Consider the following 24,940-nt stretch of genomic DNA (forward strand, 5'->3'; position numbering starts at 1 on the left):
GATTCGAACTCTCGGTGGGCTATTAACCCACGCCGGTTTTCAAGACCGGTGCATTAAACCGCTCTGCCATCCCTCCGGCGACGCGTATATTAATCAGTTAACCCGATAAAAGAAAGCATTTAATTAAAAAAAATGTCATGCCAATTAAATTGTGCCTTCAGGTACTGGTCTGAACGGAACTTCCTGCGTATTATGCTGCCAAAGCTTTCACTAAACCTTTGTATCAGGAGAACATAACATGTCATACAGAGATACAACTACCCTCAGTACCGCCGGACGCAGTATTGAAGTAAATAAAGTACTGCGTAACACTTATTTTCTGCTGGCAATGACACTGACATTCAGTGCCGTAGCTGCAGGCATTGCCATGGCGATGAATATGTCACCCGTGATGTCACTGGTGTTTTTCGTTGCAGGTTTTATCACTCTGTTTATTGTTAACAAAAAGGCTGACAGCGCCAGTGGCATCTTTTGGGTATTCGCCTTCACTGGCCTGATGGGTGCCTCCCTTGGCCCTATGCTGAACCACTACGCTAGCCTGGCTAATGGCCCGGCGCTCATTATGCAGGCACTTGGCGGCACCGCACTGATTTTCTTCAGCCTGTCAGCTTATGCCTTAACCACCCGAAAAGATTTCTCGTTTATGGGCGGTTTTTTAATGGTTGGCTTAATTGTGGTGTTGGTTGCAGCACTGGCGAATATCTTTTTAGCTATTCCAGCCCTGAGCCTGACCATCAGTGCCGTAATTATTTTGCTGATGTCGGCACTTATCCTGTTTGATACCAGCCGTATTATCCACGGTGGTGAGACAAACTACATTCGCGCCACGGTAGGCTTATACCTGAATGTGTTTAACATTTTCGTTAACCTGCTGCAGTTATTGGGCGTGTTTGGCGGTGATGACTAAGCGCCAGGCTTTGCCTTAACAGCGATATTCGTTAAAATGCCCTGCTCGCCGGGGCATTTTTATTTGCCGGCTTTTAATCAGGACGACAGCATGGCACGACTTGGCCTATTGATAACTTCAGATTGCTTTGCCAGCCAGACACTGAGCAGTGTGCTGTGTTTTGCCAAAGCAGCGCTGGCACAGGGCCATCAGATTGATCATGTATTTTTATATCAGGATGCTGTTAACGCAGTCGCTGCAGAGCAAGACTTGCCGGCTGACGAACCCGATGTCAGCACTGAGCTGGCGCAGTTCTGTCAACAGCAGCAAATAGACTTACTGTTTTGTGTTACTGCTGCCGAAAAGCGCGGCGTCATAAGCCCAAGCCGCCCGGCTAAAGCGGGCTATATCGCTGCCGGCCTGGCCGAGTTTGCTATGCGCCAGGCCAATATTGATAAATTGGTACAATTTTAATGGCGAATATTTTACTACTACAACGCCATAGCCCCTTTAGCAGCAGCCATGGCCGCGAAGCACTGGATCTGGCGTTGGCACTTGCAGCGGTTGAGCATAATGTCAGCATTTTGTTTAGCGGCGATGCGGTATATCAGCTGCTGCCAACAGCCACTCATGCCGACTTTAAGCTAAAAGCGTATCCGCGCAGTTTTGCCTTGTTTGAGCTTTATGACATTCATCAGGTGTATGTTTGTCAGCGATCGCTACAGCAACGTGGCATTAGCGTTGACCAGCTGAGTCTTGCTGTTACAGCTCTGGCGCCAGCAGCGCAAGCGGCGCTGATAGCAGAGCAACATCAGGTAATTGGTAGCTAATGAAACTTATATCACTGATAAATCCGCTCACGGACTTTAATGAACTTGCAGCTTTGTGCAAGCCGGAAGATGCCTTATTGTTGCGCCAAGATGCCGTTTACCTGTGCTTACGAACGGATATGCCATGGCCGGTTAGCCAGTGTTATGCACTGGATATTGACGTGCAAAGCCGCAATATTACCCTGCCGGACAGTGTACAGCTGATTAACGCCGCGCAATGGGTGGAGCTGGTAGTGCAAGCAGAGGTAAACCTGTTATGGCCGAGCTGATTGTGGGCGACCAGCATTTGCCGCTGGATAAACACGGATATCTGTTACACCTGAATGACTGGAACGAAGAAGTTGCTCAGGCGTTTGCCTTGCTTGAAAATATCAGCCTTAGCGCAGCGCACTGGGAAGTGGTGCATTTTGTCCGACAGTTTTACCTGCAGTTTCACACCTCACCGGCAATACGCATACTGGTTAAAGCCATGGCGCAACAATTGGGGCCGGAAAAAGGCAACAGCAAATACCTGTTTATGTTATTCCCTCAAGGTCCGGCTAAACAAGCAACCCGTATTGCTGGCTTACCTAAACCCGCCAAGTGCTTATAGCCGCTCTAACCAAACGCATCTGTGACTATGCTAATAATGGCCTCCAGCGTAACAATAGCGAAAACGGCCACTATTCCCACGATAATGGCCCAGTAAATTGAGCGCATCAGCGCCGGGTTGGTTTGCTTCAGGCTTTTACGTGGTTTAGCGGCCATGCCCTATTCCTGTGCCGACATCATAATGATTAGTATAGACAGTAATAAAAAGCCCCGGCAAACCTGATCTGCCGGGGCTTTTACGTAACTGAAGTAAGCTGCGCTATCTTACCTGCTATTTGCTTAGTTTTTCCACGCCGCCCATATAAGGCCGTAGTACCTCAGGCACTATGACGCTGCCATCGGCTTGCTGGTAATTTTCTAAAATCGCCACCAGGGTTCGGCCAACGGCCAGTGCCGAGCCATTAAGCGTATGAATAAGCTCCGGCTTTTTCATTTCTGCACTGCGGTAACGCGCCTGCATGCGCCGCGCCTGGAAATCGCCCATATTGCTGCAAGATGAAATTTCACGGTAGGTGTTTTGTGCCGGCAACCAGACTTCCAAATCATAGGTTTTGCAAGAGCCAAAGCCCATATCACCAGTGCACAACAACATGACACGGTATGGCAGGCCCAGCAACTGCAATACTTTTTCAGCATGGCCAGTCAATTCTTCCAGCGCCTGCATCGACTGCTCTGGCTTTACTAATTGCACCAGCTCCACTTTGTCAAACTGATGCTGGCGGATAAGCCCACGGGTGTCGCGGCCGTAAGAGCCCGCTTCACTGCGAAAACAAGGCGTATGCGCAGTGTATTTAATCGGTAATTCGTTGGCGTCAAAAATAGTATCACGCGCCAGGTTCGTTACCGGCACTTCAGCGGTAGGAATAAGCGCCATACCCTGCCCCTCTTCGGTTGCTGGCTGGGTGTGGAATAAATCGGCACCAAATTTTGGCAGCTGGCCGGTGCCATACAGACTGGCGTGGTTTACCAGATAAGGCACATAGACCTCAGTATAACCATGCTCACGACTGTGTAAGTCCAGCATAAACTGGGTTAAGGCACGGTGTAAGCGCGCCACCTGACCACGCATCACGACAAAACGTGAACCGGCAACCTTAACAGCACTTTCAAAATCCAGCCCTTTGTCCAGCGCTTCACCCAGCGCCACATGGTCTTGAATGGTAAAGCTGAACTCGGTTGGCTTGCCAACGCGGCGCACTTCAAGGTTCTGGGTCTCATCTTTGCCGGCAGGTACCGACGGATCAGGCATATTCGGCACACTCAGTGCTATTTGCTCAACCTCGGCCAGCACAGCATCAAGTTGCTGCTTGGCAGCATCAAGCTGGGCACCCAAGCCATCTACTTCAGCCAGTAGCGGCGTAATATCTTCACCACGCCCTTTCGCTTGGCCGATAGCCTTAGATTTGGTATTGCGCAGGTTTTGCAGCTCCTGCGTATCAACCTGCAGCTTGCGTCTTAGCTCTTCGAGTTCAGTTAAGCGTGCCACATCCAGCACAAAGCCACGTTGCGCGAGACGAGCGGCAGTTTCAGTTAATTCGGTACGTAAAAATTTCGCATCTAGCATAGTAATTACTTCATTGAACCCAGTTTAAGCCCTAACCAGGCAAGCGTTAAACATAACAACACATTGAAAAATACGTTGGCGATTGCCTTTTGCCAGTCGCCCTGTTGCAACAGCAACACGGTGTCCAGCGAAAAGGTTGAAAAGGTGGTAAAAGCCCCTATCAAGCCGATAGCCACCAGCGCCCGCCATGGCGAAGTAGCCAATAACCCTGCGCTAAACAGGCCATATAACAGCCCTAATACAAAAGAGCCCAGAATATTAACCAGCAAAGTGCCAAAAGGGAATGACTTACCTAAAACATTCAGCGCCAACTCGTTACAGGCATAACGTAAACACGCACCGATTGCGCCACCAAAGGCCACGGCCAGATAGGTTAACATGGCTCATCCCGCTGTTTTGTACTTTGCGCGTCTAATTCATGCAGATAGCGCAGCTTTTCTGCCAGCTGTTTTTCCATTCCGCGCTCACTGGGCTGATAAAAGCGCTGGCCACGAAGCTCTAATGGTAAATAGCGCTCGCCGGCAGCATAAGCACCAGGCTCATCATGAGCGTATCGATAACCTTGGCCCATCCCCAGCTGCTGCATTAACGCCGTTGGTGCGTTACGCAAATGCATCGGCACCTCATACGCTGGCTGCTCGCTGACCAGTTGCTTTAACTGGTTAAAGGCACTGTATACCGCGTTACTTTTTGGCGCCAGCGCCAGATAAACTGCAGCTTGTGCGATGGCGCGCTCGCCCTCTGCCGGCCCAACCCTTTCAAAAGTATCCCAGGCATTCAGTGCCAGTGTTAATGCACGCGGATCGGCATTGCCAATATCTTCACTGGCAATCGCCAGTAGGCGGCGGGCAACGTATAAAGGGTCACCACCGCCGGCCAGAATACGGCAGTACCAATATAGTGCAGCATCCGGATCTGAGCCGCGTACAGATTTGTGAAAGGCGGATATCAGGTCATAAAACATATCCCCCTGATTATCAAAGCCCGGTAACCGGCGCGGCATTAACTGTTTTAATGTCTGTACACTGATGCTTGTTGCCTGGCCTTCGGTTTGATTAAGCTCAGCCGCTTGTTCAAGTAAATTTAACAGCCGGCGCGCATCCCCCGCGGCCAGCTGTAACAATAAGGCTCTGGCGGCATCGTCTATTTGTATCTGCTGTTGGCCAAAGCCACGCTCGGCATCAGTTAATGCCTGCTGCAGCACCTGATCCAGTTCTGCCTCAGTCAGGCTTTTTAGCACACAAACACGAGCGCGAGACAAAATCGCGTTATTCAATGCAAACGACGGATTTTCGGTGGTGGCACCGATAAAAATAATGGTGCCATCTTCAATATGGGGTAAAAACGCATCTTGCTGACTTTTATTAAAGCGGTGTACTTCGTCGACAAACAACAGGGTGCGCTGTGAATATTGCTGCTGGCGCTGCTGTGCTTGAGTGATAGCATCGCGGATCTCTTTAATGCCCGAAGTCACTGCAGACAATTTGATAATAGCGGCATCAGCATGGCTGGCAATTACCTCTGCCAACGTGGTTTTGCCGGTGCCGGGCGGCCCCCACAAAATAAGTGAAAATACCCTGCCGGCTTCTATGGCTTTTCGTAGTGATGTAGCAGGTCCCACCAAATGTTGCTGGCCGACATATTCGTGCAGATCGCGCGGCCGCATTCTTGCTGCCAACGGGCGAAAATCATCGCTAAAATTAAACGGCAGTGACGTCACAATCGTTATCGCTGGCGCTGATCGTCAATATCGGTGTGCTCTGGCGGCACAAACTGAAACAGGCTGTCGTCCAGGGTAACGTTCAGCTGCATCAGGGTAAAATTAAACTCACTTTGTTGCTGGTTCATGTCCAGCACCTGCATGGCAGAGAGTGCATCGCCGGAAAACCGCAGTGTCAGCTGCTTTACCGGGCTATCGGCCTGCTTGGCGGTAATAACAAACTGCTCTGCCTGCTGGGTCACGTCGTACTGCGCCCACAACTCGGGTTTGGTTGAGGTTAACAGCACAAAAGGTGTGCGGTTAACTTCAGTGGCTGCATCATAAATAGTCAGCTGCTCCAACGCTTCGTTATAAAACCACAAGCTTTGACCATCACCGATAAATAAATTCGCTTCAGGCTCAGTGGTTTCAAAGCGAAAACGCGCGGGCTGTTTAATTAACAGCTCGCCTTTACCCTGTTGCAATAACTGGCCATCATGGTCCACTACCCGTTGCTCGAAGCTGGCAGCAAAGCTTTTAATGGTGGCCAGTTTGCGCTGTAAGGTACTCTCAGCAGTTTGTGCCAGCAGCGGCACGCTAACACACAACATCAGGCTCACAACAACACGCGCTAACATTTTAATATCCCTTAGGTGGCGGTGGCGCCATCACTTCACGGTTACCATTATGGCCGGGGCCACTGACAATACCACTGTGCTCCATCTGTTCAACCAAACGGGCTGCGCGGTTATAACCAATACGAAACTTACGCTGCACACCCGACACTGAGGCGCGGCGGCTTTCGGTAACAAAGGCCACGGCCTGATCATACAGCGGATCAGCCTCGCCATCTTCACCTTCTAAGGTTTCGCCGGGCAGCAAATTCTCTTCGGTGGTTTCACCGCTTAAAATCTCAGGTATGTAGTTGGGGCGACCGCGTTTTTTCCAATCAGCTACCACAGCATGCACTTCATGGTCATCCACAAAGGCACCGTGTACCCGTGTCGGCACGCCAGAGCCGGGCGGCAAATACAGCATATCGCCCTGGCCTAACAAGCTCTCAGCACCCTGCTGATCTAAAATGGTGCGCGAGTCTATCTTCGACGACACCTGAAAGGCGATACGGGTGGGTATATTGGCTTTAATCAGGCCGGTGATGACATCGACCGATGGCCGCTGTGTCGCCAGGATTAAATGAATACCGGCCGCCCGCGCTTTTTGCGCGATACGGGCAATCAGCTCCTCAACCTTTTTACCGACAATCATCATCATGTCGGCAAATTCGTCTATCACCACCACGATAGCCGGCAGCTTTTCCAACAGCGGTGGCTCGGTACGCATATCGTCTGATGGCCGCCATAACGGATCTTTTAACGGCGTACCATCAGCAATCGCTTCTTTTACCTTAGCGTTATAACCCTTTAAGTTACGCACGCCCAGTGCCGACATCAGCTTATAACGGCGCTCCATCTCACCGACACACCAGCGCAGGCCGTTAGCGGCATCTTTCATATCGGTGACCACTTCAGTCAGCAAATGCGGAATGCCCTCGTAAATCGACAGCTCGAGCATTTTCGGGTCAATCATTAAAAAGCGCACATCATCTGGCGTTGATTTGTACAGTAAGCTACAAATCATCACGTTCACGCCCACTGATTTACCTGAGCCTGTGGTACCTGCCACCAGCAGGTGGGGCATTTTGGCTAAATCGGCTACCACCGACTTACCGGCAATATCTTTACCCAGCACCATGGTCAGCGCGGATTTTGACTGCTCAAACACCTCATCGCCAATAACTTCTGATAAACGCACAATTTCACGATGCTGGTTTGGCAGCTCCAGGCCGATAAAGGACTTACCTGGTATCACTTCTACCACCCGCACACTGATAGCGGATAACGAGCGGGCTAAATCTTTGGATAAACCGGTAATTTTACTGACCTTAACACCCGGCGCTAAATCAAGCTCAAACCGGGTAACCACAGGCCCCGGGTGCACACCCACGACTTTAGCTTCGACGTTAAAATCCAACAGTTTGGCTTCAACCAGACGAGATACCCGCTCTAAATCGGCCGGATCTATCGGATTAATCGCTTTATCTGGGCGGTCGAGCAGTGCCAATGACGGTAGTTCATCTAACTGATGCGACACTTCCTGGCTGTCATCTTCTTCTTCACTGCCAAGGCTTAGCATTGGCTCATCCTGAGCCTCTGGCGGTAAATCCAGTTGTTGTAACGTATTATCGGCCCAGCGCTGGTTATCCGGCTCGTCTATGGCACTGAATGACAGAGTTTCGTCGGCCAGGGTATCCACACTATAGAACGCTTTAGCCTGGGTTTTAACATCCAGTGGCGTAATCGGCAGACTGTCTGACACTGTCTTAACTGGCTGTGGTTTTGGCAAGGGTGTGTTGACAGCAGCATCGGCGCGGGATGTTTTCGCTGGTGCTAGCGGCTCAATATCGTTTTCATCTTCGGCGAAAGGATCATAGTCATCTGCCTGACGTGCTTTTAACCGCGCTGGTACACTTACCAAGAACTGTATACCGCTGTAACAGGCGGCGCCCAGCGCGTCGGCAACTGTCAGCCAGGAGATACCCGTCATCAGGGTCAAGCCAGTGGCAAAGCCGCACAGCAGCAATAACACGGTACCAATAAAATTAAACGCTGGCAGCAATGCGCCAGACACCACGTCTCCAATAACGCCGCCTGACGAGAAATAGTAAATATCATTAAAATTCATACTACTAATGGCGGTGGCACTTAATAGCGTCAGTACCAGGCCGATTAGTCTGAGGCCCAGGATCAGGTAATCCAGACTCATCACATGATGAAAGCGTTTAAATAATAAATAGCCGGCAAAGGCGATTAAAAACGGTAATAAATAGGCTATCCAGCCAAAACTAAACAGCAACAAATCAGCCAGCCAGGCCCCCACCGGCCCGGCATAATTGTGCACGCTGTGTTGATAACCGGTTTGCGACCAGCTGGGGTCGGCCGGATCGAACGTTAACAGCGCCAACAACAAAAACAGGGCAAAGCCGGTAAACAGAATCAACCCGACTTCCAGCAAACGCTGTACCCCATTCAATGGAAAATAAGCTCGGTTTTGCAAATGAAATGCCCTACCCTTTTATCGTTATAGTGGTGCACGCGCGAACTGCCGTTAAGATACCAGAGACAGTGTAAAAGTGCATCCGTGAAGCATGGCTGAACCAACAATTAGCTTGCAACACAGCGAACTAGCCGCTAATGGCCACAAAGGTGGTTTGCTTCACCTCTTCCATCACAACATAGGTGCGGCTTTCACGTACACTGGGCAAACGCAGCAGGGTTTCCCCCAGCAGTTCACGGTAGGCTGCCATATTGGCCACCCGGGTTTTTAACAGAAAGTCGAAGCTGCCCGATACCAGATGGCACTCCTGAATTTCTTGGAGCTTTTGTACCGCTTTACTAAATTCGTCAAAATCTTCCGGCGAGGTTTTGCTTAAGGTAATTTCGACAAACACCAGCAAAGCAGCGCCGACTTTATGCGGGTCAACCTGGGCGGTGTAGCCTAAAATTACGCCTTCTGCTTCCAGCTTGCGTACCCGTTCCAGGCAAGGTGTCGGGCTTAGGCCAACCCTGCGCGCCAGCTCAACATTGGCCAGGCGGCCGTCGCGCTGTAGCTCAGCCAGTATTTTGCGGTCGATTCTGTCTAACTTCTTGATACTTTTACTTAAAGAATACATAGCAGCGTAAAAAATTGCTTTTTATATTTAAACAGAATTTTGCACCACCAAACCGCTTTAAAACAAGCATTAATTCTATATATTTAGCAGTATACTGCGCACAAATTTTACCTTGGCCAACCAAAACCTGATAAAAGGGCATATAAACATGATTATTGGCGTACCAAAAGAAATTAAAAACCACGAATACCGTGTTGGCATGACACCGGCCAGCGTGCGTGAACTGATTAATCACAAGCACAGCGTGATTGTTGAGACCAATGCCGGCATGGGTATTGGTTTTACCGACGACGACTACACTGCTGCCGGCGCAACTGTGGTGGCAACTGCCACTGAAGTGTTTGCAAAAGCCGACATGATTGTGAAGGTAAAAGAGCCGCAGGCCGTTGAGCGCGCCATGCTGCGTGAAGATCAGATCCTGTTCACCTACCTGCATTTAGCACCGGATTTGCCACAGACCGAAGATCTGATTAAATCAAAAGCCGTTTGTATCGCTTATGAAACCGTTACCGATAGCCGTGGTGGTTTACCGCTGTTAGCACCTATGTCAGAAGTAGCCGGCCGTATGTCTATTCAGGCCGGTGCCCGTGCGCTGGAGAAATCCTGTGCTGGCCGTGGCATGCTGTTAGGTGGCGTACCGGGCGTAGCGCCGGCGAAAGTAGTGGTGATCGGTGGTGGTATGGTAGGTACTAATGCCGCACAAATGGCGCTGGGCTTAGGTGCCGATGTTACCGTACTGGATCGCAGTGTCGATGTGCTGCGCCGAATCAATGCGCAGTTTAACGGTGCAGTTAAAGCCATATACTCAACCGCTGACGCACTTGAGCAGGAAGTTTTGGCAGCTGATTTGGTCATCGGTGGCGTACTGGTACCAGGCGCTGCAGCGCCTAAGCTGGTAACCAAAGATCACATCAAACGAATGAAACCAGGTTCAGCTATTGTCGACGTAGCGATTGACCAGGGTGGCTGTGTTGAAACCTCTAAACCAACTACCCATGCCGACCCAACTTACATTGTTGATGAGGTTGTACACTACTGCGTTGCCAACATGCCGGGTGCGGTACCACGTACCTCTACTTTTGCGCTGAACAACGCCACGCTGCCATTTATTATTCGCCTGGCCAATAAAGGCTACAAGCAGGCCTTACTGGACGACGCTCATTTACTGAATGGCCTTAACGTGATGCACGGTAAAGTGACCAACCAAAGCGTGGCTGAAGCCTTAGGTTTTGACTATGTTGAACCCAAAAGTTTATTAACTGCTTAATGTTCAATAAATAAGCAACTTAATTCAAAGGCCGCTTTAGCGGCCTTTTTTATTGCTGGCAGTTTTTTATTTGTCTGACAACGGTTTATTTGCATTTTACTATATACATTCGCTGCAGACCTGTTATAGTGCTTACCGGCCTGTAAAGCAGACCTATGTAACAAAATGTTTATGAACACTTCGCTACACAGCTTCATTGTAAGTCATGTCCTGAAGATTCACGCACGTTTGGCCGCATAAGTAAGGTAACAGTCAGGCTAAAAGCGCAATTAAGCGTCAATTAGTTTATTTAAATTTTTAGGAGTCATTCATGGCTAAAGTAACTGGTGTAGTTAAGTGGTTCAACGCTGATAAAGGTTTCGGTTTCATCACTCAGGACAACGGCGGCGCAGACGCTTTCGTTCACTTCCGTGCAATCCAGACTGAAGGTTACAAGACCTTAAACGAAGGTCAGCGCGTATCTTTCGAAATCGAACAAGGCCAAAAAGGCCCACAAGCTGCTAACGTTACTGTACTGTAATTTAAGCGCTTGCTAAAAAAGGACACTCAGGTGTCCTTTTTTATTGGCTGCAACTTAGCCAAGTTCCGCCAAGCCCTACTCCTCTTTCTCTTGTCGCACAAAAGCAATATCGGTAAATCCCATGCGGGCAAATTCCTGCTGGCGATAATTTTTAACCGCAGCGCCGCGCTTGGCTGTCATGGCCACCTGTTGCTCCATCGCTAAAAAGCGGGTTAAATCTATCCCCTCAGCCGCCGCCACCGCCTCATACATATCGCGGTACTTGTCATAGCTAAAGTTAATCACCTTACGCTGTTTATTAAAGCTGTAACTAATTTGTCTGGCCATGAGACGCCTCTTTGTTTCGGGTACACAACTTACAAGATAACACCAGCAGCACTGAACCTAGTGCTAGGGTAGTGATATTCTCCTGCCGGTTCCACAGCAGAATGTTTACCACCAGGCCCGCCGGGATCAGCATATTATTCATCACCGCCAGCACACCGCTACTGACCTGGGTGGCGCCTTTATTCCACCAGTAATAACCGCCGCCAGACGCCACCAGGCCAAGCCATAAAAGCACTACCCACTGCACGCTGGTTTGCGGATAGTTGCCAGCGCCAAGCAGCCACCAGGCGGGCAGGGCGATAAGTAAAGCGCCAAGATAAAACCAGCCAAATAGCTGATGTTGTTGCACGGCTATCGGCTGCTGTGCCATCAACCGCTTGTAACCTACCTGGCCGATGGCAAAACAAAGGTTAGCGCCCTGCACTACGGCAAAGCCCAGCCAGTAATCACTGCTCAGGCCCTGATAACGCATAATGGCCGCGGCCATTACTGCTAAAACAGCCGCCAGTAAAAACCGCAACTGAAAGCGCCCGGCAAGTAAGTCATGCAGCAAGGTGATATACACCGGGGTAAAGATGGTAAATACCAGTACTTCAGGCACGCTTAACAGCAAAAATGACTGATAGTAAAACAAGTACATCAGCCCCAGTTGCACTGCGCCAAGTAGCATTAACTTAGCCACCAACACCGGTGGCTGTGGCCGTAAGAAAGGTAAAAACACCAGCAGCGCCAGTAATACCCGGCTTAATACAGCAAAATAAGCATCAACCTGTCCGGCCAGATAAACGCCAATTAAACTAAACGAGAACGCCCACAGCAGTGTTACGGCAATCAGGTAGTTCACTGACTGCTCTCTTTATCTGACGTTATTGGCTGCTGTGACGTTAGGGGCTGCTGTAAGGCTAACTGTTGCTGCTTAGCAAGCGGCGCGGCATAAACTGCGTTAAGCATGGGTGCCGCGCTGGCCGGTAACTGCTGCAGGCGCTGTTGCCAGATTTCGGCGACTTTTTCACTGATATCAGGATGTTGCAAACCTGCGGCTAAGTAATTTACCGGATATAAACGGTATTGCTGCCATATTTGCTGGTCAATTAGGCTGGCCAGCTGCTCCGGCTCGGCCGGAATGTCGGTTAAGGGTTTACTGAAAGCGACATGCACCCTACCCTTAAAACCAACAATACCTTTGATAATACTGTCGATATCTTCGAACTCACCTTTCTGGTAAGCCCCCTGGGTTTGTTTTTGCCACAGCTCGTTTATTTTATCGATATCGCAAGGGTCGTACTCATAAGACAGGCACACCGGCACGATATTGAGCCCGGCCATATAGCTAGCAAAGTCTTCACCACGCTTTTTACCTTCCATATAAAACATTTTCAGGATGGCAGGGTCGGTTTGATCGTTGCCATCTTTAGCCCGCCCCTCCTTTTGCGCGATCCAGATAGCATGCTGCTCTGACAGTGATTGTTTAATGTAACCCGAAAGCTGTGATAAGTTTTTCAGCATCTCACGAGGGCCTTTAGCACCCCGTTTGACGATAAAACTTTTATTAAGCTTCATCAGTTCAGTGGCACAGGGCTTACGCAGCAGGTTGTCACCAATGGCAATACGCACCGTATCAAAGCCATGGTGATGCAAGCACCAGTTGACCAAAGCCGGATCCATGGCGATATCACGGTGGTTTGACACAAATAAATACGCCTTACCCGGCGTTAAATGCTCAATGCCCGACACACTGACGTTATTGGTGGTGCGGTCAATCATGCGGTCCATAAAACCGGCCACCTGCTGCTGTACAGCCAATACCGTAGATAACTTAGCCCAGCGCCGTTTCAAGGCAAACTTCACCAGCGGTGATAACAGCCAGCCAAAAGGACCGGATAAATGCGGAAAGCGATAATGTAAAATGGCCTGAATAAATTCATCATCGGCAATTAAACGGGCTATGGCCGGCGCCACTTCATCATCATTGTAAGGCCGGATATCGGCAAAAAGATCTTGGTCTGACACAACAATCACTACGTAAAATTAGCCAACAAGCGCCACATTTTACTGGCTTAAACAAAATTCACCAGCAAAGATACATAATTGTTTATACCAGAACCCAGATTGCGCCCGGCTACCACAACAGTACAGCACTTTATCGCAACCGGGTTGCCGCAGGCATTCGCTGTGCTGACAATAACGCCAACACTCACTAAGGGATTAAACCATGCGAAAACTTCTTACTGCTGCCGGTTTACTGTTAAGCTTTGTCAGTAACGCCAATAGCTTTAGCGTTAACTTTACCAGCCAGGCACCAGACAACAGCGACACCTTGCTGATGCTGGTCGGCAACAACACACCGCTCACTGACGCCGGCCTTAAACAACTGGCTGACAGCGAAAATTTCAGCGGCAACAGCGGCCAGCAGTTACAGTATCTGAAACCGGACGCCCCTTTTGAAGACTATCAGCGCCTGATACTGGTTGGCGCTGGCAACGACAGCGAGCACAGCGCCAGCAAAGCGGCTTTTATTGGTGGCGATATTGCCAGGTTGTTAGGTAGATCCGCGGCAAAACAGGTGGTTATTGATGCCAGCGCGCTTAACAGCAGCTTAAGCGATACTGAACTTGCTGCCCAGTTGGCGTTTGGTGCTAACCTGGCCAGCTACACGTTTAACCGTTATGTGAGTAGTGCAACCGAACCTACGTTACCGGCACTGCATTTTATCGTATCAGATGAAAAAGCCGCTCAGCGCCGGCACCAGCAATTAACGGCCATTGCCAATGGTGTGCGTCTGGCGCGTGATTTGACCAACGAGCCAGCCATGGGTTTGGCACCCGCTACCTTTGCTGCTAAAGCGTTAGAGCTGAAAAAGCTGGGTGTTAAAGTCACGGTGTTGGATGAAAAAGCGCTGGAAAAAAACAATATGGGCGCCATTTTAGCCGTAGGCCGTGGCAGCGCCCGCCCACCGCGGTTGGTCATAGCACACTGGCAAGGCAGCCAGCAGGCACCGCTGGCCATTGTCGGTAAAGGTATAACCTTTGACACCGGCGGCTATAACCTGAAAACCCAGGCTGACTCTATTATTCGTATGACCAGTGATATGGCCGGCGCCGCCGCCGCACTGGGTACCGTAGCTGCACTGGCAGAGCAAAAGGCGCCGGTGAATGTCGTAGCTCTATTAGCCCTGGCCGAGAATATGATTTCAGACCGGGCTTATTTGCCGGGCGACGTGATCAATACCGCTGCTGGCCTAAGTGTAGAGATCATCAACACCGACGCCGAAGGCCGGCTGGTTATGGCTGACGCGCTATGGTATGCCGAAAACACCTTAAAGCCACGGGCCATTGTTGATATTGCCACCCTGACCGGTGCTAAGGTAACCGCTCTGGGGGCTTATTATGCCGGTTTGTTTACCCAAAATGAGTCGCTGGCACTGCAGCTGCAGCAAGCAGCCGGCAGCGTAAACGAGAAACTCTGGCGCTTGCCACTGAGCGACGAGATGCGCCCTGAGCTAAAAAGCAGGATTGCCGATTTGCGTAATACCGGTAGCAGCGCAGGTGCATCTACCGCAGCACTTTTTTTACAGCAGTTTGTAAAAAATACGCCTTTTGCCCATATCGACATTGCCGGAAATGCACTGACCAACAGCAGTAAAGGTATTACGCCAGAGGGCGCAACCGGTTTTGGTGTGCAGCTGTTAACAGAATGGGCATTAACTCAGCCGTAAGGCGTTTACCCTGCCCGCTGTTGCCTGAGGCAGTACTTGTTGCCTCAGGCCCACATTACCGCAATAGCCGCCAGTACAATTAACCCCAGGCCCCAGTGATCCGCTTTTTGCAGTTTTTCTTTAAATACAAAGGCGGAGATCAGCAGCATAAACAGCACTTCTACCTGTCCCAGCGTTTTTACCAACGCAACTGACTCTAGGCTCATAGCAGTAAACCAGCCGATAGAGCCAACACAGCTACATACACTCACCGCCAAAGTGAGCTTGGGCCGCTGCCACAACGCCGCTAAACTGGCTTTATCGCGTAACAGCAAGTAGCTGCACAGTAGCAGAGTTTGCAGCAAAATAACTAACAGCAGCACCCAGGCAGCACCATGCGGAAAGGGTAAGCTCAGCACCAAACTGGCCTGGCGCACCCACAACGAGGTTAACGCAAACGCCAGGCCGCTTAATAAGCCCAGCAGCAATACCGGCCAGGATAACTGCCTTAAACTGGCGCCACTTAATAAAAACACGGCCGCGGCGCCTAACAGCACGCCAACCCAACCTAGCGCCGATAAAGATTCATTGAAAAACACCACGCCCAGCACTGCCGCTAAAATGGCTTCGCTTTTGGCAAGACCCGCACCTATGGCATAGTTTCTCAGTTTAAACAGCTTAACCATTAAAGCGGTGGCCAGTATTTGTGCCAGCGCCGCTGCAATGATAAAACCGGCAAAGCCCGCACTGAACTGTGGCAGAGCCACCGGCTGCCACTGATATAGACCCAATAAATACACGGCAGCCAGCGGCGACGCCCAGATAAACCTGGCCAGCGTTACCCCGGTAATGCTTACTTCTTTGCTCAGTTGTTTTTGAAACGCATTGCGCCAGGCCTGCATAAAAGCGGCCAGCAAAGTAAAGGGGATCCACAGCACAGTGTCAGACTCATTAAGACGTAAAGATGGCTATAGTAACAAGGCTGGTAAAAAGTAGATAGCGGCAATACCGCAACAGCTCAGCATGCTCAGAGCACAGAGCACAGAGCACAGAGCGCTGATGCACATCAGCACTCTGTATCCCAAACGTGGTTATTCAGTAAAGTTTAACTCTACCGGGGTACTGCTGGCCGGAATGTCGACATTTTGCGTTTGTAAAAACTCAATTGGATCGGCCGCTTCAGGATCGTCGGTGATATCACAGCTTAGTGCCGCAGTATAACTGTCAGCATCAATAAAGCCAATGCTGTAGTTGTACTCGCTGACACCATCAAAATACACATTGGTGCTGGCATATGGCTGGTAAGTGTTGTCACCGCCGTTGTCCGCTAACTCGCCTGTTGGCCGGTCTGCGCCCTGGTACAAATACACTGTTGCCACCGGCAGCGTGGTATCGGCAGGCGCTACCGTACAGTTATTGTTAATCAATAAGCCTTCAGCAACCTGGCCGGTTAAATGACCTATCTCGCTGTTATTGACCAAACGTAACCCTGTGGGTTTTAGCAGATAACCATTCTGGCCCGGCGGGTTCACCATGGCTTTACGCAGGTCAAACTCCAGCGTGTAGTTAAAAGTACCACCGGCCGACAGAGTTACACCACCCAGTTTTAACTCGTTAGACGGAACGCGTAATGGCTCACGCATACCATCGTCCAGCTCTACGTAACTGCCCTCAGCAATTTCCAGACGCAGCTGGCCGTAATTGCCCGCTTCAAACTCAGCACCGCTAACCAGGGCTTCAGACTTAGCACCGTCTAACAGCAGTAAATCAATGCCTCGGGTATTGGGGATCACATTGCCCTGCGCATCACGGCAGCTGTCATTAGCCTCAGCTGCAACATCATCCTCACCTATGGTGAAACTCTGGCTACCGACACCGTTACCAGTGAGTTCAATCTCGTTGAAACACACCATCACAACCTTAGCGCCATTTACCGGGGCATCACTCACACCCAGGCTAAATTTGGCAAACATAGGTTCACTGTCACTACCGCCGCCACAGGCAGTTAATACTACTGCCGACGCGGCAACTGCGCTGGCTAAGAGTGTTTTTTTCATTAGGTTATCCTCCATAAGCTGCAGCTACGTTATAACAAACCTAGCTGAACCACTACTTAATCATTCAAATTATCGCATCAGCTACTAAAGCTGGCGAAAATTGCGCCAGTCAACTGCAACGGCATTGCATTCTGGCGGGGAATCATTATGATACGCCCTAAGTCGGTACGTAGCGCAGCTTGGTAGCGCACTGTCATGGGGTGTCAGGGGTCGGAGGTTCAAATCCTCTCGTACCGACCATTAAATTCCTCAACAACAAAGCCTCGCTTTTGCGGGGCTTTGTTGTTTCTGCGTTTCGCTAATTGGTTTACAGCTTAAAGCCGCTGAGTGACTGTTTCATTTCCCGCGCCATTTGCCGCAGTTGCTGGCTTGCAGCAGATAACTCGGTCGATTTCGCGGTGGTGCTCTCTACTGCCTGGGCGATATTTTCCATATTTTCATTAATGGTGCCTGACACCACTGCCAGCTCTTCGGTGGCGCTGGCCAGCTGATCGTTGACATCGGTAATACTGGATACCGCTGTATTAATGCGCTTAAGCGCTGCATTGGCCTGCTGTGAGCATTGAATGGTTTGCTCGGTCTCAATTTTGCTTTGCGCCATGGACTGCACGGCATTGGCTGAGTCTTGCTGTATACCCTGAATACGCTGGTTAATATCCTGGGTTGAAGCTTGTGAGCGGCTGGCAAGCGTGCGTACTTCATCAGCGACTACGGCAAAGCCCCGGCCCATTTCACCGGCCCGGGCGGCTTCTATTGCAGCATTAAGCGCTAATAGGTTGGTTTGCTCGGCAATAGCGCCAATGACGTCTGTTACGGCGCCCACTTCCTCGCCACGTTGGGATAACTGCGCTATTACGGTCGATACCTGCTCCAGTTTAACTTTTAACGCATCAATAGCATAAATAGTCTGCTCCACCGAAGCGACACCACTGGCGGTTTCGGTATCGGCATCGCGCGCGGCTTTGGCCGCTGTGGTGGCGCTTCTGGCCATATCTTCGCAGGTAGCGGTCATTTCATTAACGGCAGTGGCAACCTGCGCCGTCTGATCCATCACACTTTGCAGTATTTGCTGGGTATGCTGGCTGGTATCATCCAGCGCTTCAGATTGCTGCGCTAACTGCTCGGCCATCGCCTGCTGCTTACCGATAATGCCTCTTAACTGCGTTACTAAGCCACTTAGCGCCGCCAGCAAACTGTCGTTATCATCAGTCGCCAGATTAAACTGCACCGAAAAATCGCCTGCTGCCACCTGTTGCACCAGCGCTTTTGTGCTGGATACCTCGCCGCCCAGTGCCTGCAGCAGCCAGCGACGGATATACAACGACATGCCAACTGTCAACACGACAACCAGCAGCACCACCAGACTGATTTGCGTTGCCACCGCCCAAAATGCCGCGTTCACATCGTCAATATAGATGCCGGAGCCTAAAACCCAGCCCCAGTTGTCGTCTTTAGCGACATAGGAGAGCTTGGTGTAACGCTCTTCTGTCACACCGCCGCCTTTTAACGGCTTAGGCCACTGGTACTCAACAAACCCATTGCCATAGCGGTTTATTACATCAACAAAACTGACGAACAAGTTGGCATTGGCCAGGTTTTGCTGCTGGCTGCCATCGCGGTTACGCATTAGGGTGGCGTGATTAAAGTTTGGCCTATCCAGTACAGTGCCATCCAGCGCCGGTACTGTCGGGTGCATTATCATCTTTGGAATGGGCCGGCCAGTGTCGTTGATCCAGATATATTCGGTACCGTCGTAGCGAATGGCTTTTATCGCCGCCATCGCTTGTTGCTGCGCCTGCTCCTGGCTTAAACTGCCGTTTTGTTGCAGCGCCTGATAATGCTTTAGGATACTCAGGCCGCTATCAATAACCGCTACCACGCGATCTTCGCGCCCTTCTATCAAACTGTGTTGCAGTGCATTCAGCGCCACCATCGCCAGCACCATAAAGCCGGTTAAGGCCAGAACAGAGATGCTGAGCAAGCGCCCACCTACCGTTTGCCAAATTGCCATAATGCTACCCACGAGTGTTATTAAAATTTTTTGATTGCCAACAAAACTTGCTTTATAGCAAGTAGTTAGCAGTTGTTACTCAGCATAGACGGCGCTTCAGTTTTTGTCACACCTTGTAATTAGCGGCAAGGCAAGGTAGAACAGTGTTGTCATAAACGGAGGATCTTATGTTGGCGCTACGACACCTGATTTTTACTGTGTTATGGCTAAGCTTTGCGGTGCAAGCCGCCCAAGGCAATAATGGCCGCGGTGCAGTTGCTTCACCCGACCGTTATGGTGCCGACACGGCTGAGCTTATTTTACGCCAGGGTGGTAATGCGGTAGATGCCACTGTAGCAACCGCTTTTACCCTGGCGGTTACCTACCCCGAAGCCGGCAATATTGGCGGCGGCGGCTTTATGACATTGTGGTTTGATGGCAAGCCCTACTTTTTAGATTACCGCGAAACGGCGCCAGCTAAAGCGCACCGCGATATGTACCTTGATGCAGACAAACAACTTATTGCTGATTTAAGCCTGATTGGCCACAAAGCCAGCGGCGTACCGGGCACCGTGATGGGGCTATGGCAGGCACACCAGCGCTTTGGCAGCATGCCCTGGGCAGAGCTGCTAAAGCCAGCCATTGGCTATGCTAAAAACGGCTTTATCGTAGCAGAAAACCAATATCAATACCGGGCAGACTTACTGCAACAACTGGAAGGCAAAACCAATTTTGCCCGCTATTTTGCCCGCATGCAGGCCGGGCAGAATTTTACCCAACCAGAGCTGGCTGCCACCCTAACCCGCATTGCCAAACAAGGTCCGTCAGATTTTTATCAGGGTGAAACCGCCAGGCTTATTGCGGCGCAAATGCAGCGCGGCGGCGGCCTTATCACATTGGACGATTTAGCCGGCTACAAAGCAGGCTGGCGCGAGCCCATTATTACCCCCTGGCGTGATAAACAGCTGGTGACGACAGCACCACCAAGCTCAGGTGGCATAGCGCTTAGCCAGCTATTAGGCTTAAAGCAGCGTTTGGCAGCGCATTTTGACGGCGTTGCTCTTAACAGTGCGCAGTATGTGCATTTAATTGCCGAAATTGCAAAGCGTGTTTTTGCCGACCGTGCCGATTATTTGGGCGACCCTGACTTTACTGCAGTGCCGCAGCAACAGCTCTTAGACGCAGCCTACCTGGATAAACGCGCCGCCGAGATTAATCCCAAGCAACTCTCCGCCACCGCGGCGGTAAAACCCGGCCTGGAGGGGTATCACACCACCCATTTTTCAATCTTAGACAAGCACGGTAACGCGGTAGCCAATACCTACACCTTAAACCTGGACTTTGGCAGCGGTGTAGTGGTTGAAGGTGCCGGTTTTTTACTGAACAACGAAATGGATGATTTCTCGGCTAAAGCCGGTGTGCCCAATGCCTTTGGCGTGGTAGGCAGTGATGCCAATGCCATCGCGCCGGGTAAGCGTATGTTATCGTCAATGACCCCAAGCTTGTTGGTAAAAGACGGCAAGGTAGAACTGGTTATTGGTACGCCGGGCGGCTCGACTATTTTTACCTCGATATTCCAGGTGATAACCAACCTGTACGATTATCAGCTATCGTTACAGGACGCCGTTGCCGCGCCGCGGTTTCATCACCAGTTGCTGCCAGAGCACCAAATTACTATGGAGCCTTATGCGCCATTACTACCCAAGGTGCAGCAGACCTTACAGCAGCAAGGTTATAATCTGTACACACAAAGCTGGAGCCTGGGCGATATTCAGGCAATACGGGTAACCGGCACAGAAATAGAAGCCGTGGCTGATCCGCGCTCACGCGGTGTGGCGCGCGTACTTAGTTACTAAGCTGATGTGTTGTTTACAGCAAGTGTGTTTATTACCATGGCCTTAGGATGTCGATAAAAACCGTATTACTTAGTATTACCCTGATGGGTAGCGCACTGCCGGGCAGCGTAGTGCTAGCCGATGTGTTGGCTACCAATGGTATGCCCGCCCCGGTTACGGCAGTGACACTGCGCTTTTGTTATGAGGACAAACAATTACTGCCCTATTACGCCGGTGACGGTGGAGAAATACCAGAGCAGCCCGGTGCTACTATTGAACATTTGCGCCGCGCAACAACCGCTGCAGGATTAACACTGGAGCTGGTTCGCCTGCCCTGGCTGCGCTGCCTGCAACGACTGGAAGACAACAGTGTCGACGCATTGGTCGCCGCTTATGATGAAAACCGTGCGCATTACACCCGCTACCCAACACAACCTGACGGCTTACCAGATCCAAGCCGCGCTATTAATCAGTTGGGCCTGTGTCTGGCCTATCGCTTTGATAACAGTCTGGCAGAAAAAATCAGCAGCCAAAGCGCGATAACAGTATCGCGGCCGCTCGGTTACCGCCCTATTCCGTTCCCGGCTAATACTGCCCTGGTACCAGCGCACTCGCCTGAGCAAGCATTAGAGCTGGTTGTATCGGGTCGGGTTGATGCCACCACAGTGCTGTGTCAGCTGAATGGTATTAACGCCAAAGAGCAGCATATTAACCGTATACCGGTGCTGCTACTGTACCCGCCGCTGTATCAAAGTGACGGCTATCTGATGCTAAGTCAGGGCTTTTATCAGCAGCATACACAGCATGCAGAGCGCTTATGGCAAACGCTACCCGTCACGCTGGATAAAAACCGCTACCTGCAATATCTGGATTATCCATTCTTATAAGCAAGCTGTACTAAAGGCTTATTGCCGCCGGATAGTTATTTTGCCATCGTTACCCTGGCATAAAATTATTCTCTGGAGTCACCATGCAACAATTCCTACTTATCGGACTGGCTTTAACTGCCATGTCTCAGCCTGTGGCTGCTGAAACCGATCCCGTGCCCAAACTAATCCTGCAGCCCACCATTACTCTGTCAGGTCTCTCCAGTGGCGCTTATATGGCGGGCCAATACCATTTGGCCTTTGCTGAACAGGTTGACGGTGTCGCCATGCTGGCGGCCGGCCCGGTGTATTGTGCGCAGAATAGTCTGGGCCTGGCGCTGGAGCATTGTTTTAACAAGGCGAGCAGCAACCCCGACATGACTGCAATCAACAATTATTTGAAAGACCAGCAAGCACAGGGCAACCTGGCACCAGTAACAGCACTACAACAGGATAAAGTATGGATTTTTCACGGTAGTAAAGACGGCACTGTTTATCCAGGTCTGGCTGTCACGCTACAAAAGCAATATCAGCAATGGCTGGCTGAGCCTAATATTGCCTTAGTGAACGACAAAGCTTTTGGACATACCTTCCCCACCGATCGCACAGATTTGGGCCATTGCGACCTATCCGAGCCGCCTTTTCTTGCTAGCTGCGCTTACGATGCTGCAGGCGAACTGTTAACCTTTTTGTTGGGTAAGCAAAACCCGAAAAGCAGCCGCGCTGCAGGACAACTGCTTAAATTAGATCAACATACATTATCACCGGCTGGGCAAAACACACTGGCACAAACCGGCTATTTGTATGTTCCGGCAAGTTGTGCCGCTGGCCAAAGTTGTCGCTTGCATGTCAGCTTCCACGGCTGTAAACAAAATGCCGACAGTGTTGGCGATGCTTTTGTCACCGGCACTGGCCTCAATCAGTATGCTGATACAAACCAGCTGGTGGTGTTTTACCCGCAAACCCGTGCCAGTAACATTAACCCCTTTAACCCCAATGCCTGCTGGGACTGGTGGGGCTACACCGGGCCAGATTATGCCACCCGCAGCGGCGCACAATTAAGCGCGGTGCAGCAACTCGTCAATAAGCTACTGACCAATTAAACCAGGCTGATACTGATAATACCGGCGGTAAGAATTACCGCCGTTGCCAACAGCACTTTATTGGCCAGTGCCCGTGCACCTAAGGTGTAAACCAGTACACATTTCACTAGCGTATTACTCAGCGCCGCTATGGTAATCGCCACAGCGGCTGTCGTTAGCCCTTCAGCAGATTGCCGGCCATATTCAGACATCGACAAGGTAATGGCATCAACATCAGTTAATCCGGCTACTGCGGCCAGCAAATACAAACCCTCTTCGGCGGCGTAGTGTTCAGTAAGTTTTACCAGCAGTAAAATTGCCGCAAACAAGGCGCCAAACTTTATTGCGGCCAGCAAGCTAAAGGGGTTGGTCACTTTTACCGAACTTTGCCGTGGTGCCTGATAGCGCCGGCTGCCATGCCAGTAGAACACGGCTGCCATCACTGCTGTGGTACACGCCATTACACTAAAGGGCAGCCAAAGGGCTGCCAGCAGCGGTTTAAATACAATAGTTACTGTTACCATCACGCGGATAAACATCACCAGCCAGGCCAACAGTAAACCACAGGCTTGGGTATCGGCCGCCAACGGATCGCTCTCGACTTTACTGCTGCGGGCAAAGCTTAGTGTTACGGCAGTGGACGACGCCAGGCCACCACTGATACCGGTTACCACCGCGCCATGCGCAGCACCAAGCCAGCGCACAGCGACATAACCCAATAGCGACATCGAAGAAATCAGGATCACCAGCAGCCACAGTTTGTAGGGGTTAAGCGCTTGCCAGGGATCGACCGGTGTATTGGGCAACAGCGGCAACACGATAAAGCTGGCAATCAACAGTTTTAAACCGGCATACAAGTCGTCCATGCCAATTTTGTTTACCAGCCCATGCAGCGGTTGTTTAAAGGTTAAAATCGCCGAGGTCAGAATACCGAGCATTACCGCCAGCTCAGCATAACCAAACATTACCGCACCACCGAGCAAAGTGACCGTAATAGCACTGATTTCACTGGTTAAACCCAGCGAATTAGGGCTGCTGCGATTTTCCAGCACATAGGCGATTAACACCGCAAATGCCACCACCAATACCGTCACCACGAACAACCAGGATGACTGCATATGCAGTGACAACCAGGCCGACACCGCGCCCGCCTGAGCAAACAGAATATAAGTACGCAGGCCGCCAAAACTGTTAGGGTGCTCGTCGCGGCGGTGTTTCTCCCGCTCTATGCCTACCAGAGCACCAAGCAGTAGCGCGATCACAAAATTTTGTACCATTGCAAAATCAAATGCCGACATCGTTTGTAAACTCAACCGTTTAGCTCGCTTTGCCACAGCATAGCGCAGTTTAATGCGTCATGGCATAGCCCAGCTGGCAAAAGCCGTTAATTGAGCTGCCAGGCACTTCAGGGTACACTCGCCCACCCGTTAGCACGCAGTGAGACACGCTTATGGCGCTTAAGGCCACCGTATTTAAAGTACAGTTACAAATTGCCGACATGGAGCGGCATTATTATCAAAGCCATAGCCTTACCCTGGCGCAGCATCCATCTGAGAATAACGAGCGCATGATGGTGCGCCTGCTCGCTTTTGCCTTAAATGCGAGTGATAGCTTAAGTTTTACCAAAGGCCTAAGCGCTGAAGATGACGAGCCTGAGCTATGGGATAAAAGCCTAAGCGGTGAGATAAACCTGTGGGTAGAGTTTGGCCAAAGCGACGAGAAATGGCTGCGTAAAGCAGCTGGTCGGGCCAAGCAGGTGCAGCTGTTTTGCTATGGCGGGCGAAGTGTGCCGGTATGGTGGAAGCAAAATGAACAGGCGCTGCGGCGCTATCAAAACCTCAGCGTACTGGAGATAAATGAAGCCTCGGTGGCAGACATGGCCAAACTGGTTAACCGCACTATGCAGCTGCAATGCAACATCAGCGACGGCCAGATATGGTTATCCGACGCTGAGCACAGTGTGTTAATAGAGCCGCTGTGGTTAAAAAAGGCCGGCTAACGG

26 protein-coding genes and 1 tRNA gene are annotated in these 24,940 nt (G+C 50.8%); 13 read left to right on the plus strand and 14 right to left on the minus strand.

The genetic code is table 11. From position 1 onward, the window contains the following. Positions 1 to 238: 238 nt before the first annotated feature. The 5 genes from ABGI61_RS15955 (at position 239) to ABGI61_RS15975 (ending at position 2,308) form a co-directional block, all read left to right on the plus strand. Positions 239 to 907, plus strand: a complete 669-nt coding sequence (locus tag ABGI61_RS15955; RefSeq protein WP_008222673.1) for a Bax inhibitor-1/YccA family protein — start codon at positions 239 to 241, stop codon at positions 905 to 907. 90 nt (positions 908 to 997) lie between these two features. Continuing rightward, positions 998 to 1,360 carry a sulfurtransferase complex subunit TusD gene (tusD, locus tag ABGI61_RS15960; RefSeq protein WP_347603101.1) on the plus strand — a complete coding sequence of 121 codons (363 nt, stop codon included), beginning with the start codon at positions 998 to 1,000 and terminating at the stop codon, positions 1,358 to 1,360. Further along, complete coding sequence (gene tusC, locus ABGI61_RS15965) at positions 1,360 to 1,716, plus strand: sulfurtransferase complex subunit TusC (RefSeq protein WP_347603104.1); 357 nt, start codon at positions 1,360 to 1,362, stop codon at positions 1,714 to 1,716. Before tusD ends, tusC begins: the two co-directional genes overlap by 1 nt. After that, a complete protein-coding gene (locus ABGI61_RS15970) occupies positions 1,716 to 1,985 on the plus strand; it encodes a DsrH/TusB family sulfur metabolism protein (protein WP_347603107.1) in 270 nt (89 codons plus the stop codon). The genes tusC and ABGI61_RS15970 overlap by 1 nt, the downstream gene beginning before the upstream one ends. Beyond that, positions 1,973 to 2,308: a TusE/DsrC/DsvC family sulfur relay protein gene (locus ABGI61_RS15975; RefSeq protein ID WP_347603110.1), complete on the plus strand. Its 336-nt coding sequence runs from the start codon at positions 1,973 to 1,975 to the stop codon at positions 2,306 to 2,308. The genes ABGI61_RS15970 and ABGI61_RS15975 overlap by 13 nt, the downstream gene beginning before the upstream one ends. Before the next feature lie 5 nt (positions 2,309 to 2,313). On the opposite strand, the gene ABGI61_RS15980 is transcribed toward ABGI61_RS15975, so the two are convergent. The 7 genes from ABGI61_RS15980 to lrp all read right to left on the minus strand — a co-directional run bounded on the left by ABGI61_RS15980 (position 2,314) and on the right by lrp (position 9,300). Next, positions 2,314 to 2,463 carry a hypothetical protein gene (locus tag ABGI61_RS15980; protein WP_008222680.1) on the minus strand — a complete coding sequence of 50 codons (150 nt, stop codon included), beginning with the start codon at positions 2,461 to 2,463 and terminating at the stop codon, positions 2,314 to 2,316. Between the two features lie 115 nt (positions 2,464 to 2,578). Further along, a complete protein-coding gene (gene serS, locus ABGI61_RS15985; RefSeq protein WP_347603113.1) occupies positions 2,579 to 3,871 on the minus strand; it encodes a serine--tRNA ligase in 1,293 nt (430 codons plus the stop codon). Positions 3,872 to 3,876: 5 nt separating this feature from the next. After that, positions 3,877 to 4,251, minus strand: a complete 375-nt coding sequence (gene crcB, locus ABGI61_RS15990) for a fluoride efflux transporter CrcB (RefSeq protein WP_347603116.1) — start codon at positions 4,249 to 4,251, stop codon at positions 3,877 to 3,879. Further along, a complete protein-coding gene (locus tag ABGI61_RS15995) occupies positions 4,245 to 5,591 on the minus strand; it encodes a replication-associated recombination protein A (RefSeq protein WP_347603119.1) in 1,347 nt (448 codons plus the stop codon). Before ABGI61_RS15995 ends, crcB begins: the two co-directional genes overlap by 7 nt. Positions 5,592 to 5,596: 5 nt before the next feature. Beyond that, entirely contained in the window at positions 5,597 to 6,208 is a 612-nt protein-coding gene (lolA, locus tag ABGI61_RS16000) for an outer membrane lipoprotein periplasmic chaperone LolA (RefSeq protein WP_347603122.1), read from the minus strand. 1 nt (position 6,209) lies between these two features. Continuing rightward, positions 6,210 to 8,684: a DNA translocase FtsK gene (locus ABGI61_RS16005; protein ID WP_347603125.1), complete on the minus strand. Its 2,475-nt coding sequence runs from the start codon at positions 8,682 to 8,684 to the stop codon at positions 6,210 to 6,212. Between the two features lie 127 nt (positions 8,685 to 8,811). Then, entirely contained in the window at positions 8,812 to 9,300 is a 489-nt protein-coding gene (gene lrp / locus ABGI61_RS16010) for a leucine-responsive transcriptional regulator Lrp (protein ID WP_347603128.1), read from the minus strand. Positions 9,301 to 9,448: 148 nt separating this feature from the next. Here lrp and ald point away from each other — a divergent pair, with 148 nt between their 5' ends. Both ald and cspE read left to right on the plus strand, forming a co-directional pair. Further along, on the plus strand, positions 9,449 to 10,567 hold the full coding sequence (gene ald, locus ABGI61_RS16015; protein ID WP_347603131.1) for an alanine dehydrogenase: 1,119 nt from the start codon (positions 9,449 to 9,451) through the stop codon (positions 10,565 to 10,567). Positions 10,568 to 10,877: 310 nt separating this feature from the next. Next, positions 10,878 to 11,087 (plus strand): transcription antiterminator/RNA stability regulator CspE, encoded by a 210-nt coding sequence (gene cspE, locus ABGI61_RS16020; RefSeq protein ID WP_008222696.1) that lies wholly within the window; start codon positions 10,878 to 10,880, stop codon positions 11,085 to 11,087. A 75-nt stretch (positions 11,088 to 11,162) separates the two neighbouring features. Here cspE and ABGI61_RS16025 read toward each other — a convergent pair whose 3' ends face one another. From ABGI61_RS16025 to ABGI61_RS16035, 3 genes are read right to left on the minus strand one after another with little or no spacing between them, the layout of a single operon-like run. Continuing rightward, the gene (locus ABGI61_RS16025; protein WP_347603135.1) at positions 11,163 to 11,414 is read right to left on the minus strand and encodes a DUF2960 domain-containing protein; all 252 of its coding nucleotides are present in this window, start codon (positions 11,412 to 11,414) and stop codon (positions 11,163 to 11,165) included. Continuing rightward, the gene (locus ABGI61_RS16030; protein WP_347603138.1) at positions 11,398 to 12,258 is read right to left on the minus strand and encodes an EamA/DMT transporter family protein; all 861 of its coding nucleotides are present in this window, start codon (positions 12,256 to 12,258) and stop codon (positions 11,398 to 11,400) included. Before ABGI61_RS16030 ends, ABGI61_RS16025 begins: the two co-directional genes overlap by 17 nt. Beyond that, on the minus strand, positions 12,255 to 13,424 hold the full coding sequence (locus tag ABGI61_RS16035; protein WP_347603141.1) for a 1-acyl-sn-glycerol-3-phosphate acyltransferase: 1,170 nt from the start codon (positions 13,422 to 13,424) through the stop codon (positions 12,255 to 12,257). Before ABGI61_RS16035 ends, ABGI61_RS16030 begins: the two co-directional genes overlap by 4 nt. A 202-nt stretch (positions 13,425 to 13,626) precedes the next feature. On the opposite strand from ABGI61_RS16035, the gene ABGI61_RS16040 reads away from it, so the two are divergent. Continuing rightward, complete coding sequence (locus tag ABGI61_RS16040) at positions 13,627 to 15,129, plus strand: leucyl aminopeptidase (protein WP_347603144.1); 1,503 nt, start codon at positions 13,627 to 13,629, stop codon at positions 15,127 to 15,129. A 44-nt stretch (positions 15,130 to 15,173) separates the two neighbouring features. Here ABGI61_RS16040 and ABGI61_RS16045 read toward each other — a convergent pair whose 3' ends face one another. Further along, positions 15,174 to 16,046, minus strand: a complete 873-nt coding sequence (locus tag ABGI61_RS16045) for an EamA family transporter (RefSeq protein WP_347603147.1) — start codon at positions 16,044 to 16,046, stop codon at positions 15,174 to 15,176. Between the two features lie 153 nt (positions 16,047 to 16,199). Further along, the gene (locus tag ABGI61_RS16050; protein WP_347603149.1) at positions 16,200 to 17,165 is read right to left on the minus strand and encodes a DUF4382 domain-containing protein; all 966 of its coding nucleotides are present in this window, start codon (positions 17,163 to 17,165) and stop codon (positions 16,200 to 16,202) included. A 163-nt stretch (positions 17,166 to 17,328) separates the two neighbouring features. Between ABGI61_RS16050 and ABGI61_RS16055 the strand changes: the two genes are divergently transcribed. Next, positions 17,329 to 17,405, plus strand: a tRNA-Pro gene (locus ABGI61_RS16055). Between the two features lie 67 nt (positions 17,406 to 17,472). On the opposite strand, the gene ABGI61_RS16060 is transcribed toward ABGI61_RS16055, so the two are convergent. Then, positions 17,473 to 19,176: a methyl-accepting chemotaxis protein gene (locus tag ABGI61_RS16060; protein ID WP_347603152.1), complete on the minus strand. Its 1,704-nt coding sequence runs from the start codon at positions 19,174 to 19,176 to the stop codon at positions 17,473 to 17,475. A 167-nt stretch (positions 19,177 to 19,343) separates the two neighbouring features. On the opposite strand from ABGI61_RS16060, the gene ggt reads away from it, so the two are divergent. From ggt to ABGI61_RS16075, 3 genes are all read left to right on the plus strand, one after another. Next, positions 19,344 to 21,011, plus strand: a complete 1,668-nt coding sequence (gene ggt, locus ABGI61_RS16065; protein WP_347603155.1) for a gamma-glutamyltransferase — start codon at positions 19,344 to 19,346, stop codon at positions 21,009 to 21,011. 47 nt (positions 21,012 to 21,058) lie between these two features. Beyond that, entirely contained in the window at positions 21,059 to 21,877 is an 819-nt protein-coding gene (locus ABGI61_RS16070) for a transporter substrate-binding domain-containing protein (protein WP_347603158.1), read from the plus strand. Between the two features lie 83 nt (positions 21,878 to 21,960). After that, positions 21,961 to 22,959: an extracellular catalytic domain type 2 short-chain-length polyhydroxyalkanoate depolymerase gene (locus ABGI61_RS16075; RefSeq protein WP_347603161.1), complete on the plus strand. Its 999-nt coding sequence runs from the start codon at positions 21,961 to 21,963 to the stop codon at positions 22,957 to 22,959. Here ABGI61_RS16075 and ABGI61_RS16080 read toward each other — a convergent pair. Continuing rightward, the gene (locus ABGI61_RS16080) at positions 22,956 to 24,215 is read right to left on the minus strand and encodes an MgtC/SapB family protein (protein WP_347603164.1); all 1,260 of its coding nucleotides are present in this window, start codon (positions 24,213 to 24,215) and stop codon (positions 22,956 to 22,958) included. The genes ABGI61_RS16075 and ABGI61_RS16080 overlap by 4 nt on opposite strands. A 173-nt stretch (positions 24,216 to 24,388) precedes the next feature. Here ABGI61_RS16080 and ABGI61_RS16085 point away from each other — a divergent pair, with 173 nt between their 5' ends. After that, a complete protein-coding gene (locus ABGI61_RS16085; RefSeq protein ID WP_347603167.1) occupies positions 24,389 to 24,937 on the plus strand; it encodes a YaeQ family protein in 549 nt (182 codons plus the stop codon). The last annotated feature ends 3 nt before the right edge of the window (positions 24,938 to 24,940 follow it).

The sequence above is a fragment of the Rheinheimera fenheensis genome (genome assembly GCF_039871805.1).
GTDB lineage: Bacteria > Pseudomonadota > Gammaproteobacteria > Enterobacterales > Alteromonadaceae > Alishewanella > Alishewanella fenheensis.